Source organism: Hyphococcus formosus (assembly GCF_046736345.1).
GTDB lineage: Bacteria > Pseudomonadota > Alphaproteobacteria > Caulobacterales > Parvularculaceae > Hyphococcus > Hyphococcus formosus.
In genome coordinates, this window is the sequence record NZ_CP157210.1 from 499049 (window position 1) to 515009 (window position 15961).

Below are 15961 nucleotides of genomic sequence, written 5' to 3' on the forward strand. Positions count from 1 at the left end.
ATTCAGATTGTGGCGCGCAAATTGAGCAATTTCCGATATTGTAAACCATACAAGCTATATGAGTATTAGAAGGAAAAAATCCTCACCCCGAATATTCGGAATTTCTTTTTTCTTTTATTTATCCGTCTAATGTGTTGCGCGGTTACGTCTTTGAGGCAGAGGATCGTTCCGTTAAAAGCAAGCTTTTACGGAGCGATATTAAATGCATTTTTCAACGTCACTACGTGCTGCCTTGGCGGTAATCGCATTTTCGATGACGGTTCTATGTTCAGACGCATCTGCTCAATCATTTGATCGTTATGATGGTAACTTTCCTGAAGGGGTTTCAATCACCTATCATCAGATGGTTGAGATGCGCGACGGCGTTGCCCTCGCGACAGATATCTATCTTCCGAAAAAGAAAGGGAAGTTCCCGACGCTTCTTGTAAGAGATATTTACTCAAACGGATCGTCGCAAATTCGGCAGCGATACGCAAAATTCGCGACGAACAACGGTTATGCTTTCGTGTTTCAATCTGTCCGTGGACGTTACGACTCTGAGGGAGAGTGGTATCCATATTTCCAAGAGATTGAAGACGGAGACGATACGCTAACGTGGATCGCGAAGCAGCCTTGGTCAGACGGTCAAGTTGGTATGTTTGGCTCGTCTTACCTCGCATCCGTACAATGGCTCGCGGCTCTTAATAAAAACCCTGCGCTTGTTGCAATTGCGCCAGCAATGAGCCCCGGCAACTATTACAGGGATGTTGCCTATCCGGGCGGTGCGTTTTCGCTTTTGTCTCGAGCGCGTTGGGGGATTGGCCTTGTGGGTAGCAGGACCAATATGTCGTTTTCGGTTGATTGGATTGGCGGTATTGACCATTTACCGCTCGAAACACTCGCTGAAAGTGTCGGGTTTGATGTAAAGCACTTCCAAGATTGGTTGGATCATCCGTCATATGATGAATATTGGAAGCCGCTTAACCTTGAAGGGCGCGCTTCTGAAATGGCGGTACCTGCGCTAAATATCGGTGGCTGGTACGACGTTTTCTTAAGAAGTACAATTGGCAGCTACCAGACCATGAAAGCGGAGGCCGCAACAGAAACGGCACGCGAGGGCCAGCGAATGATTATTGGTCCGTGGCCGCATGGGTGGAATCGTTCAACAAAGACCGGCGAAATTGACTATGGCGCAAACTCGATGATCGATGCTGAAGCGCTTTTGCTTGAATGGTTTGATTACTGGATGAAAGGTGGCTCAGCGCCAACCGGTGGTCCGATCAAAATTTTCGTAATGGGTGAAAATGTATGGCGTGACGAAGAGGTGTGGCCGCTTAAAGACACTCAGTTTACGCCGTTTTATCTGCGCTCTGATAAAACCCTATCGACAGATGAGCCAGTAGATGGTGGTAAGTTGCAATATCGGTATGATCCAGCCGATCCGGTTCCCACATTGGGCGGGAACATCATGGAGACAACATTGCGCGGCCCATATGATCAGGCACCGCTCGATAACCGCCGTGACGTATTACGATTTGTTTCCGAGCCATTTGCTGCCCCAACAGAAATTACTGGGCCCATAAGTGCTGAGATCTATGCGGAGAGCAGCGCTAAAGATACCGACTTTATGGCGAAACTGGTTGTGGTTCGCCCAGATGGAACCACCTTCAATCTGGTCGACGGTGTCATTCGGGCACGTTACCGCAATGGGTTTGAAAAACCGGAACTCATAAAGCCGGGTGAAGTTTACAAATACACGATTGATTTGTGGGCGACGAGTTACCTACTTGCGCCGGGAGAAAAGCTGCGTGTTGATATAACCAGCAGTAATTATCCGCGTCTGGCGCGAAATCTGAATACCGGTGCGGAGTTTGCCAAAACTACCAAGATGAAGGTCGCTCGGCAGACGATCCATATGAGCAAAGAGCACCCATCGAAAATCGTTTTGCCGATTATTCCACGGTAAGGGGTATATCGGAGCTCTGCCGTGAGGGGCTCCCTCACGGCCAATGGAATTTGATCTATACAATAGACGTTAGGGCTAAAAAGGGTGGACATTTAGCAGATGCTGGGTGCAAACATGCCAGATTGATAACTATCTTTGCATCTAGAACCGTGAAACACCATAGCCATAAATTTTGCGTAGCGCCTTTAATGGACGGAACTGACCGGCATTGCCGGTATTTCCACCGTTTAATGTCAAAACATGCGCGGCTGTATACCGAAATGATAACTGTGGATGCAGCGATCAATGGGGATCGCGATTATTTGTTGGGATTTCACCCGAGCGAACATCCGGTTGCGCTTCAGTTAGGCGGTAGTGATCCCATAAAGCTGGCTGAGGCCTCAAAGATTGGTGCCGATTTTGGATATGATGAAATCAATCTGAATGTTGGTTGTCCTTCGGATCGGGTGCAGTCCGGTGCGTTTGGGGCTTGTCTCATGAAAACCCCAGACCTTGTTGCGGAATGCGTCGCTGCGATGATCGATGCGGTGGATATACCGGTGACAGTAAAATGCCGGATCGGTGTCGATGATCAAAACCCAGACGAGAGCCTGTTCGGGTTTGTGGATAGGGTCGCAAAATCCGGATGCAAACTATTTATCGTTCACGCCCGTAAGGCGTGGCTTCAAGGCTTATCACCAAAAGAGAATAGAACAATTCCGCCATTAGATTACGATCTTGTCCGTCGCCTAAAGCGCGAACGATCGGATCTCGATATTGTGCTGAATGGCGGGATAGAGACAGTCGCCGATGCTGCCGCGCTTGCCGATGAATTTGACGGTGTGATGCTCGGTCGCGCGCCCTATGGTTCGCCATATTTGCTGGCATCCGTCGATGAACTAATCTTCGGTGAAGCGAACCATGCGCCGAGCCGGGTAGAGGTCGTGCGAAGAATGTCGGAATATCTGAAACGTCAGTTTAATGAAGGTGTAAAACCGAATTCCGTCACGCGGCATATGCTGGGGCTCTTTCACGGTGCGCCCGGTGCTCGCGCGTGGCGACGGTACATTTCTGAGAATGTCAGTAAAGGGGATGTTGATATTCTCGATCGCGCACTTGAAGCGATGGCCGCGGCTCAGCGCGCGGCATAATCAGTGGAATTAATCGCGCAGCACTGGGAATTGATGATCGCGCTACTGGCGGTTGGTTTCGCGGCTGGTTTTTCTGGTGGATTGTTCGGTATTGGCGGCGGCGTTATCACGACGCCGGTGCTCTATGCGTTATTTCAGGTCATGGGGTTTTCCGATGAAACCTGTCTAAAGACAGCGATCGGTACCTCGCTGGCGATTATAATCGTGACATCTTTGCGCTCGTTATTGACGCATCATCAGGCTGGGTTTGTTGACGGGAAAATTCTGAAAGATTGGACACCGTGGATCGCATTAGGTGCCGGTGCTGGCGGATTTTTAGCGCGATGGGCTCCGGCAGAATTGCTGACAATTATCTTTACCGGTGGTGCCTTTTGGGTGGCGTATCGACGTTTGTTCAAGTCAGGGCATAGTTCGGGCAAAGTAACTGATTTAGGGCGTAAGCGGATGAAAGTTCCGCTCGGAATAGGTACTGGTCTTTTTTCCAGCCTTATGGGGATTGGTGGCGGTGCTCTGGGGGTGATGATCATGACTGTCGCCGGGCGGCCGATGCATCAGGCGATTGGAACGTCAGCGGGCTTTGGCGTCGCTGTTGCGGTCCCCGGCGTACTTGGATTCATCTATTCCGGGAGCTCAACCCTCGATTTACCCCCAATGTCGCTTGGATATATGAATATTCCCGCATTTATGGTGATGGCCGCAATGGCTGCAATCGCTGCACCGCTCGGTGCAAAAGTAGCGCACCGCATTCATGGTGATCTGCTTTCAAAAATATTTGGGGCCTATGTTTTTATTGCTGCCTGTGCGCTGGCATATGACATATTTTCAGGTTGAGGCGCGCTTTTTTCGCGGGTGCGATAATTTTACAGTCGATCATTAAAACCAATACGCCTAAGCTGAAAATCTTATTTACGGGTATAGGCGGAGCGTATCGTGGCAGAAATAGAAACAATTATAGCAGGTGTAGGCTCTCATCTGCCGGAGAAGGTCGTCACAAATGATGATCTAGCAAAGCAGGTCGATACCTCTGATGAATGGATCAGGTCACGCAGCGGGATCGGACAGCGCCATTACGCTGCCGATGACGAAAGCACATCGGACCTTGCCACAAAAGCGGCGTGGAATGCGCTTGACCAAGCGGGGTTGAAGCCGCGAGATATAGGCTTGGTTATTGTCGCTACCGTAACACCGGACCGGACATTTCCGTCGACGGCGGTGTATGTCCAACAAAAATTGGGCGTTCCGCCTGGGATTGCTTTTGATGTGTCGGCGGCCTGTGCCGGGTTCTTATATGCTTTAAACGTGGCGCATGATTTTATCCGGACCGGTCAAACGAAACATGCATTGGTGATCGGTGCGGAAAAGCTCTCATGTTTTCTTGATTGGGAAGACCGCAGCACTTGCGTCTTGTTTGGGGATGGCGCGGGCGCGGTTGTGCTAAGTGGTGAGGCCCCATTGACGGCGCGGCGGCCTCGCGGTGTTCTTGCGACTTATCTTTCATCCGATGGGCGTATGGCTGATCACCTTTACGCCGATGGTGGACCGTCGACCACTGCGACTGTCGGGAAGGTGCGGATGAACGGTAAAGAAGTGTTTCGTAATGCGGTCGAGCAAATCTCCAATGCGGTATTTGAGGTAACAGAGCGCGCTGAGGTTAATCGGTCAGAGATTGACTGGTTTGTCCCGCATCAGGCCAATATCCGCATTATTCAGTCATGCGCGAAAAAACTCGATCTTGAAGACGAGAAAATCATCGTGACGATTGATAAGCATGCGAACACGTCATCGGCTTCCATACCGCTCGCTCTTGACGAAGCAATTCGCGACGGACGTGTAAAGCGCGGCGAGTTGCTTGTCTTCGCCGCGCTGGGTGGCGGTCTGGCTTGGGGCTCTGCGCTCGTCCGGTACTAATAATTATTCTGCGGGCACGATTTCTTCGGTTTTTTTGTCACGAATAACCGGCCACAGTAATTGTTCGCTCGCAGAAGTGTAGGGCAAGTTTTCGACGCCCATGCGCTCCGGGTAACGCCGCGTGATTTTCGCTGTGCCAAACAGAACATCCCAGAAAAACAGGAGATTTCCAAAATTTCCTTTGTAGTTGGTGATACCATCAGCCGCGAATTTTCCGTGATGTGCACTATGGGTGGCTGGCGTTGAGATCGTGCGTTCAACCACCCACATGACTGGCGAAAGCCATTTTATTTTATAAAGAGGCTCGTCCCAACGCACATCGGAATGTGCTCCATAGATGACGGCCATTTTTACAATGATATAGCCCGCATAGACCCAGCCGAGCCCTAAATAAATCAGCGCGCCGGAGAACCAGAGGCCGGGCATCAGCAGATAGTAAAAGATATTATTTCTGTATACGACGCGAATTGAAAGGTATTCGGCATTATGATGAGGGCGGTGCAATTTATAAAGCCATGGCAAACTATGCGATGCGCGATGCCACCAATATTGCGTAAGGTCGTCGAAGATCAGAAATAGGCCAATCGCGGCGAGGAGAGGTAGTCCAGCAAGCGCACCGGCGGCATTTGGGGCGACTAAACTTGCGACGAAGCCGCCACAGAACAATGCGATCGGTTGCGTAACAAGAATTAAGGTCAAGGTGCTGATGATTTCAACGGTTGCATCCTCACGTGTTTGGCCCGGTTTTTTGAAGAAACTGGTGAACACGACCTCCAAGAAAGCAAAGGTCAGAAGGATACCGAGGATTACAAGCATTTCCGGTTTCATGGTGCGCACTCCCTATAGTTCCGCCTTCTTTGGGCGCTCTATGGCTTCTCATAGCAGTGAAACCGAGGTATAAATGCTAAGAATTTAGCATTTGGATGGCCGATGGTTGATTTGCTGGAATTTGGTGGACCACCATTTTTGGCGCTCTTGCCCGACGAATTGGCGGCACGGTTAATAGAAGCCGGAGTTTCCGTGTTTTTTGATGACGGCGAGTCTATTCACTTGCGCGGCGATATTCGGCCCGGTCTTTCCATCGTAAAATCCGGTGCGGTCAGGTTCTCGGTGCCCGGAATTGATGGATCGAATATCACTACATCTATTTTGGGTGTTGGTCATTGTTTCGGCGAGGCGACGCTTTTTGCGCATCTACCGCGGACCCATGATGCGGAAGCAGTAGGGCGGACCAATATCATTCAGATCACTGAAAAACGTATCGATCGTCTGTTTGATGAAGAGCCAAAACTCGCGCGGTATATGCTTGAAGCGACGACACATCGGTTATACAGCCTCGTTGAATTTACCGATGATCTGCGACGCCTGCCGATTGATGTGCGTATTGCGAAGATACTTTATTCAATGGTCGTACAAGCAAAGCTGGAAAACACAATCGATGCCAATCAATCCGACATTGCCTTTACGCTTGGCGTGTCCCGTGTTTCGGCAGGAAAGTCACTCAACCGATTGCAATCTTTTGGCTTGATTGAGCTCGGTTACGGCAAGATACGGGTTATAGATAAAGAAGCGCTTTTCGATTGGATCGACGATAATTCAGTAACGGCACCGCTCATAAGAAGTATGGAGAATTAGGATGGAAATTGCAGCACTCGTAAAGCGCATCGAACGCCTGGAAGAGCGTTCTGCATATCAGGATCAAACGATCGATGAATTAGTTGAAGTTGTAAATGAGCAGCGTAAATCAATCGAGGATTTACGCCGCGAGTCTGTGCGCCTTAAAGAAGAACTTCAGCAGGTCGAAGAACTTGCGATAAATGGAGAGCAGCAGGAACCACCGCCACCCCATTATTAATGGATTAGATTTTTTGGTTATATTCACCGACTTCGGGATGTTCGCGCAGGACGGCATCCATTTCTTCGAACATCTTTTTCATATTTTCTTCCGAGGTCGGGCTTTCAATAACGACTACCAGTTCGGGTTTATTAGATGAAGCCCGGATCAATCCCCAAGTGCCGTCTTCAGCGGTAATCCGAACGCCATTTACCGTAACGACATCGCGAATGGGTTGGCCAATTATGGTCCCACCATTTTTCGCACGCTCTTCCAGCTTGGCGACGACTTTCTTGACGACGTCATATTTAATCTCGTCGGCACAATGGGGTGACATTGTCGGCGACTGCCACGTCTTCGGCAGTGATTTTCGCAGGTCCGATAGCTTTTTGCCGGGATTGCGGTCGAGCATTTGAAGTAGCGCGATAGCGGCCACAAGGCCATCATCATAGCCGCGACCAACCGGTTCATTGAAAAAGAAGTGGCCGGATTTCTCGAAACCCGCCAATGCGTTCATTTCATGGCTTTTGCGTTTGATATAGGAATGACCGGTTTTCCAATATTCGGTTTTTGCACCGTTTTCGATCAGGACAGGATCGGTCACGAAGAGACCGGTCGATTTTACATCAACCACAAATTGAGCGTTTTCATGAAGCGCTGACAGATCGCGTGCAATCAGTACACCGATCTTGTCTGCAAAAATCTCTTCGCCTTCATCATCAACAACGCCGCAGCGATCGCCATCTCCATCAAACCCAAGGGCAAGATCCGCACCGTGCTCTCGAATTGCGTCTTGCATGGCGTGAAGCATTTCCATGTCTTCTGGGTTAGGGTTGTAGCGGGGGAAGGTATGATCAAGTTCCGCATCCATCGGAATAACCTCGATGCCGAGGCGCGATAGCGCTTCGGGTGCAAAGGCACCAGCTGTACCATTGCCACATGCGGCGATTACTTTGAGTTTGCGCTTTATGCTGACGTCTTTGACAACGTCTTCGATATAACGCTCGCGTAGGCCTTCGACATATTTATATGCGCCACCCGGAAATGATTTGTATTCGCCGTTCAAAACGATTTCTTTTAGGCGGCCCATTTCGTCCGGACCAAAGGTAAGAGGCATTTCCACGCCCATCTTCACGCCTGTCCAACCATTTTCATTATGGCTGGCGGTCACCATGGCAACGCAGGGGATGTCGAGATCAAACTGAGCGAAATAGGCAACCGGCGAAAGCGCAAGGCCAATGTCATTGACTTCGATGCCCGCTGACATGAGGCCGACGGTGAGGGCTTGTTTGATCGAAAGGGAATACCCGCGGAAATCATGGCCGACCACGATTCTTGGGGTTTTCCCCAATTCTCGGATGAGGGTACCCAATCCTTGGCCCAGCGCCTGTATGCCCAATAGGTTGATTTCTTTTTCAAATAGCCAGCGAGCGTCATATTCGCGGAAGCCCGTTGCTTTGACGAGCGGCGCGACCTCATAGGCGAGGGTATTTGGTTTTAGATCAGCACTAGGCGTTGGCAACATGAATTATTCCTTCGGAAAACCTCAATTTACGGCGCACTTTAGGCGGCTCGTCGCGAGGTGCAAGCTTCAAAGAAAATGCTCAGAATCAGTGACATTTGCTTCAGCCTTGCGCATAGTCTGCGGCTGTCACAAAAGGTTCGTGGGATTAGCGCGATTGATTGGAGCCGGGATGCTTTAAGCAGCCTCGCTCGCAGAGGGTTTTTACGAGGGGTTCATGGATTTGCCATTTGAGTTGAGCGATATCGGCGTGCGCGGTCAAAGTGCTCTTGGGTTGGTCGCATTCGTCTGCATTGCTTGGCTTTTTTCTAGTGGTAAAGGCCGATTCCCATTTTTCGCAGCGGTCTGGACGGTCGGCGCGCAGATTATAATCGCTGCGGTTTTGCTCTATTTCCCGCCTGCGCGAGAAGCATTGAAAAGTCTTCGCGCGGTGGTCGAGGCACTACAGGCCGCGACGACCGTCGGTACCTCTTTCGTCTTTGGCTATCTCGGCGGCGCAGAGGCCCCGTTTGAGGTGACAAACCAGAGTGCGATGTTCAATTTCGCCTTTGGTGCGCTACCATTGGTGATCTTTTTCTCCGGATTGTCGGCTTTGCTTTGGCATTGGGGGATATTGAAGTTTTTCGTGCGGGGATTTGCTTACCTTTTAGAGAAAGTGTTTCGGGTCGGTGGCGCGGTGGCGCTTTCTTCGGCGGCCAATACATTCCTGGGCCAGACTGAAGCGCCGCTCATGGTTCGTCCGTTCCTGAACCGCGTTTCGCGCTCAGAACTCTTTATCATTATCACTGGCGGCTTTGCGACCGTCGCAGGTTCGGTGATGGCCGTTTACGCAATTATTCTGGGGGACATCGACCCTTCAGTTCTTGGGCATATCATCGTCGCATCGATTATTTCGGTGCCTGCGGCGATATTGATGGCGCAGATTATTATTCCCGCCGAAAAGCACGAGCTTCCGACCTCCGCCGACGCAGCCGATGATTTCAAATATGCCAGTTCAATGGACGCATTCGTGCGCGGTGTCACAGATGGATTGGGGCTTTATCTCAATATCATTGCGGCTTTGATTGCGTTTACGGCCTTTGCAGCGCTTATCAATATTTTACTTGCCACTGCGCCTGATGTGGCCGGGGCACCGCTGACCCTTGAGCGAATTCTTGGTGTCATGTTTGCGCCCTTGATGTGGCTCGCGGGCGTGCCGTGGAATGAAGCCTTCAATGCTGGTTCATTAATGGGCGTTAAAACCGCCGTGAACGAACTGGTTGCTTATGTACGCTTGGCCGATGTCGCGGATGGCACATTCAGTGATCGAACCTTCCTTATTCTGGTTTATTCTCTTTGTGGGTTTGCCAATTTCGCGAGCCTTGGGATTGTCATTGGCGGATTGACCGTATTGGCACCAGAACGCCGGCAAGATGTTATTGAATTAGCGCCGCGGGCGTTAGTTGCCGGTACTTTGGCGACCTTAATGACCGGTGCTGTGATTGGCCTGATATGGGTAGGTTAGCCCTCACAATATTGTTCAGAACGATAATTGCCTGATCGTGTTACACATCAAGTATGGCTAATTTAAAGTCGCTCTTATCGGATATTCGCGCCTGCCGGATTTGCGTGGAAACGCCGCGCGGCGCGCCACTTCCTCATGAACCGCGACCCGTCGTTCGTGCATCGACCAAAGCAAAAATTGCGGTTTTCGGGCAGGCACCGGGCCTGCGCGTTCATCAGAGCGGCGTGCCTTTTACGGATCCGTCGGGGGATCGTTTGCGCGGCTGGTTGGGGCTGGATGAAGACGCGTTTTATGACGAAAGCAAAGTCGCTATCGTTCCATTGGGGTTTTGCTTTCCTGGCTATACGGAGAAGGGCGCAGATAAGCCGCCACGGAAGGAATGTGCGGCCGCTTGGCGCGCGCAATTGATGGCGGCCCTTCCAAATATTGAGACCGCAATTCTTGTCGGTGCCTATGCGCAAAAATGGCATCTCGGAAAACGTGCGAAATCTAGCCTGACGGAAACAGTGTTAAATTGGCGCGACTATGCGCCGGACTATTTCGTCACGCCGCACCCATCTTGGCGGAACAATAGCTGGCTGAAAAAGAACCCGTGGTTCGGTGATGAGCTATTACCGGAACTTCGTAAGAGAGTGCGAGCGTTAACTAGCGCCTGAATTTGAACCAGTCATCGACCCGCGCATAAATCACATAGAGCACGGCAAGAATAATCAGGATCAATAACGCAAATTGGATCTGGGCTTCGACCGCGTGCACTTCGTGTTTGGACGGGCGTTCATCGGAGGGGATGCCAATGGTCTCCGTGGTTTCCCCATCCTCCAATTCCTCGCCGAAATGGTCGTGATCATCTGTTTCTGGCTCCGACGTACCGTCATCGCCGGTCTCTGGCGCACTGCCATCTCCCATTGCGTTGGGAACTTCGGTTAAGCCGGTTCCATCTTCTATATTGCTTTCGAGATTGTGTAGCTCCTGCGCATCCTCTCGGCCCATAGTGGAGGAGGCAACACCAGCACCGCCAGCGATGGCGGCACCTTGGACAGTCCGGCTTTCCGCAACATTACCGCGGCGAGGAGAATCTTCGATTGGAGTAATTCGGGTATTATCGTCGAGTGTTTTTTGATCACGCACCTTAACCGGCTGGGTCGGTGTCAAGAAAAGCGCTCTTTCTGCCGCGCGGCGGCGGGTTAGCCCAAGCACAGGACGCAACACACCGCCAACGGTCGCTTTGTTCCACCAGGTCAGCGCATCAGCGGCACCGATGCGATTTCCCTTGTTCAATCGTTTGAGTGCCGTCGAACTCCGAAGGGCACCAGCACCAACATTGTAAACGAAGCTGACCAGCGCATCGAATTCGTTTTGGTTTAAAGGGACTTTTGTAGCACTTTCAACGGCTTGTTCGCGAGATTTTAGGTCTCGGCGCAATAGCTCTTCGGCTTCGCGCTCGCTGATTTTCATTCCGGGCTGAACGTCTGGTCCGGTGTGGCCATATCCAATCGTCCAGATACCAGCAATATCCTGATAGGCCTCGAGTTCGAGCCCTTCGAATTGCTTGATTAGCTGAATTCCGCTTTCTGATGTCTTCATCGAAAAGCCCCCACACCCCGTTGCTTAAATTTACCATAACGTCAAAACACGGCAAAATGTAGGAGGTTACATTATGATTTTAAGATTTTCGAACTTATGTGATCGGCTGTGATTTCCCTGTTAGGGAATACACGCAAGGGCAGAAATGCCGTAAAAAAATCAATCAAATAAAAAATGCCGACTGGTTTTGACATTCTAGGGACTACGCCCGGCAATTTTTGAAAAATGGTCAAATTTGGGCGATCTGGCCCACTAATGGGTCGCTCTGGCCGGTATTGACTGAGCGGTCTTTTCGCGCCGCTCGGAAATTTTCTCAAGCAAAAAGCGTTGATGAGCAGCATGCGCTTCGAAACAGGCGGTCATTTCGCGGAGTTCAAGGAGCACTTCCGGGGCCACCGTGCGGATCGTATTCCGGTCTGCGGCAACATTGCGGATGGATACCGCATAGGAGGCTGCCAACCGAGCTTTATCTGCTTGATATTGCTGAAGTTCGCTCACCTGTTGTGCAATAAGGGCAGCATTTTCGTGCTCAAATATTTCATTGAGAGATTGAGTGATTTCGATCAGCGCCTGAACACGTTGTGTGGCGCTTGTTTCTGCTTCCGAATTCGCGGGCGGCATTTAGTTGCTCCTCATTAGTGAGACGAGCAATAAGGAGTGGCGGAAAAGAAACCGTTTCGTATTTCTTTTTAATTTGTTCTATTTGCCGGTTTGTTGCCTGTGTTTTGTGCTGCAGCGCAGCGATTGCTGCCGGGGGTTGGTATTAGCCGCGAAATAATTGAATAAGCGGTACTAATGTAAAATGCCCGCAAATTTTACGCTCACAAAAGAAACTTAAAATCAATCTTTCAATTTTATGAAATTCGCCGCTTATGGCAGCAGTTTTGCTAATAGCTGCTTGAGCAGAGCGCACCGCGTGGCTATAGAAAGCCGCGACTCGGTTGATAAAGGGTAACCGGGGGCAAAAGGTGTTAGTTGGGAGATGACTATGTCAGCATCTGAGATAGACGAGTATCGTCCGTCTGAAGACGAACCTTTTATGAATGATCGCCAGAAAGAGTATTTCAAAAAGAAGCTTCTTTCGTGGAAAAACGATATTCTGAAGGAAAGTCAGGGGACTCTGACAAATTTGATGGAAGACAATAATCACCTTCCTGACGTTGCGGACCGTGCATCAAGCGAAACCGAGAAGGCCCTTGAGCTTCGTACCCGCGACCGCCAGAGAAAGCTCATCTCTAAAATTGATGCCGCATTGCACCGTATTGAGACTGGTGAATACGGTTATTGTGAGGAGACCGGCGAGCCTATCGGGGTACGCCGTCTGGATGCCCGTCCGATCGCAACGCTCTCGCTAGAGGCGCAAGAACGCCACGAAAGAGACGAAAAAGTTCACCGCGACGACTAGCGCAAATAGTACCCATATACTTATTCCCCTTGCAGTCAGGCCCTTAAAAGCTTATATCCCAAGCGCAATTTCTGTTTTGGGCCGCTGCCGAACGCGGCCGACTCTTCTGTCTGCTAAGCTCTTCGACCTTTCCAAGACACAGGTTGCGATGCACCGGCCACGCTTGAATGAGCGGGGTCACTACTTCGTCACGCCGACTTTGCGTGGCGCGCCTAATGTCAAGGAGACGAAAGATGGCAACTGGTACAGTTAAATGGTTTAACGGCCAAAAAGGTTACGGATTTATTCAGCCTGATGATGGCGGCAAAGACGTGTTTGTTCACGCGACTGCTGTTGAGGCTGCTGGCATCGGCCAATTGGTCGAAGGTCAGAAAATCGGTTACGAACTGACCAATGATCGCGGTAAAACTGCGGCAGGCAACCTAAAAGCTGTCTAATTCATTCGAATGATTGAATGAGAAACGGCACCCCTAAGGGGTGCCGTTTTTTTATTCAGTGAAGGGATAAATATACTTAGGTTGGGATAGGCTAGCGCATCGACTGATAATTAAGAGCGTGAATAGGCGTTACTTGTTATTTGGCGTCAAGCAACCCAGCAGGCGATAAGGTCGGGTCTTTGCTCAGGGATCGAGCTGTGGGGTTGGTCGCCATAGATTTGCCTATCGACGGAGATTGAATGCCGCTGGCCCAGTCTGACGGCTTCTCACGCCAAAATTGTGAAGCGGGAAGTTAGAAATTTTCCGCAAAAAGCAGTTGAAAGCCACATAGACTCAGCTATGAAGGCCCATGGAGCGACGCAATAAATCGTCAAAGCCTCCCAGCCAGACTGGGAAACGGCGCAAAAAGGCTAAGAAAACCAATATCGCGACGACCGCGCTTGGTGCAGAGCCTGAAAAGCGCTCGCGCAAAAAAGATGCGCCAATGGCCGGTGAGGCCAAGCCTCGTGATTTCAATGTCCATGTTAAAACGGCGAAAAGGCGCGATTATGCCTCGACCTTATGGCTCAAGCGGCAATTAAACGACCCTTATGTGCGCAAGGCCAAAGCTGAAGGCTATCGCTCGCGTGCCGCTTACAAGCTCATCGAGTTAGACGAAAAATTCAGCCTGCTGCGCCCAGGTGCGCGTGTGGTGGATTTGGGCTGCGCGCCGGGCGGTTGGTGTCAGGTCGCAGTGAAAGCGGTGGGCAAAACGGGTCGGGTTGTCGGGATTGATTACCTCGGTATGCCGCCGGTTGCCGGTGCACATGTGCTGGAGATGGATTTCCTTGATGGCGAGGCACCGCAAAAGCTACACGACCTTATGGATGGCAAGGCAGATATTGTCTTGTCCGACATGGCTGCCCCCACGACAGGCCATCGGTCTACGGATCACCTACGGATCGTAGCGCTCGCAGAAGCCGCGCTCGACTACGCTGAAGATGTGCTTGCCGAGGGCGGCGCATTTGTCTGCAAAGTGTTTGCGGGCGGTGCCGAGGGCGATTTGCTGACACGCTTAAAACAGAATTTTGAATCGGTGAAGCACGCCAAACCAAAGGCGAGCCGGTCCGATTCAGCGGAGAAATATGTCGTCGCAACCGGATTTCGAGGTGCGGCGAACGCAGAGAATGGCGAAGACTAAGGAACGATAGTTATGGAAATCCGTGAAGCGCTGACATTTGATGATGTTCTTTTAGAGCCAGGCCCGTCTGACGTCATGCCTTCAAGCGTTGATGTAAGAGCACGCCTGACCCGTGAAATAACGCTCAACATTCCGATCCTGTCATCGGCGATGGATACGGTCACCGAGGCTGAGATGGCGATTGCCATGGCGCAAAATGGCGGTATTGGCGTATTGCATAGAAACCTAGCGCTTGAAGAACAGGTCGAGCATGTAAGGCGTGTTAAGCGGTTCGAGAGCGGCATGGTTGTAAATCCGCTGACGCTAACGCCTGATGATTCTTTACGGACCGCGCAATCAATAATGGTTGAGCGCCAGATTTCGGGCTTCCCTGTTGTCGAAAACCCAGATGCGAATGGCGTTGGCAAGCTTGTTGGTGTGCTGACGAACCGCGATATGCGTTTTGCTCAAAATCTCGACAAACCGGTTCGTGACCTTATGACCGCCACTGATCTTGTTACGGTATCGCCTGGCGCGAGCCAAAAAGAAGTGCGCGAGTTATGTCATCGCCGACGCATCGAAAGGGTGGTCGTGGTCGATGATCAATATCGCTGCGTTGGTTTGATCACTGTCAAAGATATGGAAAAAGCGCGGGCGTATCCGCTTGCGAATAAAGACGACCAAGGCCGGCTGCGGGTGGCCGCAGCATCAAGCGTTGGTGACGAGGGGTTTGCGCGCATTGAAGCGTTAATCGATGCAGGTTGCGATGTCGTTGTCATCGATACGGCCCATGGCCATTCTGCGCGTGTCGCGGAACAGGTGGTTCGCGTCAAAAAGCTCTCTAATGCCGTTCAGGTAATTGCGGGCAATGTCGCGACTTACGATGCAACGAAATCATTGATCGATGCCGGTGCTGACGCGATTAAAGTTGGTATCGGTCCGGGCTCCATTTGTACAACCCGGATTGTCGCGGGTGTTGGCGTTCCGCAATTGACAGCCGTGATGGATGCTGCGCGTGCCGGCCGCGAAGCCGATGTGCCGATTATTGCCGATGGCGGCGTCAAATATTCGGGCGATATGGCTAAGGCACTGGCCGCTGGTGCGGACTGTGTGATGGTCGGTTCGCTTTTGGCGGGTACTGATGAGGCACCCGGAGAAGTTTTCTTGTATCAGGGCAGATCCTATAAATCCTATCGCGGAATGGGATCGATTACGGCGATGTCGCGTGGGTCCGCTGATCGTTATTTTCAAGCGGATGTGAAAGAACAGATGAAGCTCGTTCCCGAGGGGATCGAAGGACGGGTACCACATAAAGGTCCCATCGGTCCGATCTTGCATCAATTGGTTGGCGGTGTGCGCGCATCCATGGGTTATGTGGGCGCGCCAACTATTCCGGAAATGCAGAAACGTGCACGCTTTGTCAAAATCACCAATGCGGGGCTAAAGGAAAGCCACGTACATGATGTGGCGATTACGCGCGAAGCGCCAAACTATCCGACGCCAAATTGATTTTTGTTGAGGAGTTGGATTAAG

The 15961-nt window shown here is 51.1% G+C and carries 16 protein-coding genes; 12 read left to right on the top strand and 4 right to left on the bottom strand.

The window, feature by feature from the left end; all coding sequences use genetic code 11:
* Positions 1–202: 202 nt before the first annotated feature.
* The 4 genes from ABFZ83_RS02305 (at position 203) to ABFZ83_RS02320 (ending at position 4983) form a co-directional block, all read left to right on the top strand.
* On the top strand, positions 203–1945 hold the full coding sequence (locus ABFZ83_RS02305; RefSeq protein ID WP_411817821.1) for a CocE/NonD family hydrolase: 1743 nt from the start codon (positions 203–205) through the stop codon (positions 1943–1945).
* Between the two features lie 149 nt (positions 1946–2094).
* On the top strand, positions 2095–3075 hold the full coding sequence (dusA, locus tag ABFZ83_RS02310) for a tRNA dihydrouridine(20/20a) synthase DusA (protein WP_411817822.1): 981 nt from the start codon (positions 2095–2097) through the stop codon (positions 3073–3075).
* A gap of 33 nt (positions 3076–3108) precedes the next feature.
* A complete protein-coding gene (locus ABFZ83_RS02315) occupies positions 3109–3906 on the top strand; it encodes a sulfite exporter TauE/SafE family protein (protein WP_411817823.1) in 798 nt (265 codons plus the stop codon).
* 96 nt (positions 3907–4002) lie between these two features.
* Positions 4003–4983: a beta-ketoacyl-ACP synthase III gene (locus tag ABFZ83_RS02320; RefSeq protein WP_411818788.1), complete on the top strand. Its 981-nt coding sequence runs from the start codon at positions 4003–4005 to the stop codon at positions 4981–4983.
* Positions 4984–4986: 3 nt separating this feature from the next.
* Here the strand turns inward: ABFZ83_RS02320 and ABFZ83_RS02325 are convergent, their stop codons facing one another.
* Positions 4987–5811 carry a sterol desaturase family protein gene (locus tag ABFZ83_RS02325; protein ID WP_411817824.1) on the bottom strand — a complete coding sequence of 275 codons (825 nt, stop codon included), beginning with the start codon at positions 5809–5811 and terminating at the stop codon, positions 4987–4989.
* 102 nt (positions 5812–5913) lie between these two features.
* On the opposite strand from ABFZ83_RS02325, the gene ABFZ83_RS02330 reads away from it, so the two are divergent.
* Together ABFZ83_RS02330 and ABFZ83_RS02335 are read left to right on the top strand one after the other, a co-directional pair.
* Positions 5914–6618, top strand: a complete 705-nt coding sequence (locus ABFZ83_RS02330) for a Crp/Fnr family transcriptional regulator (RefSeq protein WP_411817825.1) — start codon at positions 5914–5916, stop codon at positions 6616–6618.
* Position 6619: 1 nt separating this feature from the next.
* Positions 6620–6838 carry a SlyX family protein gene (locus ABFZ83_RS02335; RefSeq protein ID WP_411817826.1) on the top strand — a complete coding sequence of 73 codons (219 nt, stop codon included), beginning with the start codon at positions 6620–6622 and terminating at the stop codon, positions 6836–6838.
* A 4-nt stretch (positions 6839–6842) separates the two neighbouring features.
* On the opposite strand, the gene ABFZ83_RS02340 is transcribed toward ABFZ83_RS02335, so the two are convergent.
* A complete protein-coding gene (locus tag ABFZ83_RS02340) occupies positions 6843–8342 on the bottom strand; it encodes a phosphomannomutase/phosphoglucomutase (protein ID WP_411817827.1) in 1500 nt (499 codons plus the stop codon).
* Between the two features lie 214 nt (positions 8343–8556).
* Here ABFZ83_RS02340 and ABFZ83_RS02345 point away from each other — a divergent pair, with 214 nt between their 5' ends.
* Entirely contained in the window at positions 8557–9843 is a 1287-nt protein-coding gene (locus tag ABFZ83_RS02345; RefSeq protein WP_411817828.1) for a NupC/NupG family nucleoside CNT transporter, read from the top strand.
* Positions 9844–9896: 53 nt separating this feature from the next.
* A complete protein-coding gene (locus ABFZ83_RS02350; protein ID WP_411817829.1) occupies positions 9897–10499 on the top strand; it encodes a uracil-DNA glycosylase family protein in 603 nt (200 codons plus the stop codon).
* Here ABFZ83_RS02350 and ABFZ83_RS02355 read toward each other — a convergent pair.
* A complete protein-coding gene (locus tag ABFZ83_RS02355; RefSeq protein WP_411817830.1) occupies positions 10489–11427 on the bottom strand; it encodes a lysozyme in 939 nt (312 codons plus the stop codon). The genes ABFZ83_RS02350 and ABFZ83_RS02355 overlap by 11 nt on opposite strands.
* 252 nt (positions 11428–11679) lie before the next feature.
* Positions 11680–12048 (bottom strand): hypothetical protein, encoded by a 369-nt coding sequence (locus tag ABFZ83_RS02360; protein ID WP_411817831.1) that lies wholly within the window; start codon positions 12046–12048, stop codon positions 11680–11682.
* A gap of 367 nt (positions 12049–12415) precedes the next feature.
* Here ABFZ83_RS02360 and dksA point away from each other — a divergent pair, with 367 nt between their 5' ends.
* From dksA to guaB, 4 genes are all read left to right on the top strand, one after another.
* Positions 12416–12832, top strand: a complete 417-nt coding sequence (gene dksA, locus ABFZ83_RS02365; protein ID WP_411817832.1) for an RNA polymerase-binding protein DksA — start codon at positions 12416–12418, stop codon at positions 12830–12832.
* Positions 12833–13065: 233 nt separating this feature from the next.
* Positions 13066–13269 (top strand): cold-shock protein, encoded by a 204-nt coding sequence (locus tag ABFZ83_RS02370; protein WP_411817833.1) that lies wholly within the window; start codon positions 13066–13068, stop codon positions 13267–13269.
* Between the two features lie 484 nt (positions 13270–13753).
* Complete coding sequence (locus ABFZ83_RS02375) at positions 13754–14449, top strand: RlmE family RNA methyltransferase (RefSeq protein ID WP_411818789.1); 696 nt, start codon at positions 13754–13756, stop codon at positions 14447–14449.
* Positions 14450–14461: 12 nt separating this feature from the next.
* Entirely contained in the window at positions 14462–15937 is a 1476-nt protein-coding gene (guaB, locus tag ABFZ83_RS02380; RefSeq protein WP_411817834.1) for an IMP dehydrogenase, read from the top strand.
* Positions 15938–15961: the final 24 nt, after the last annotated feature.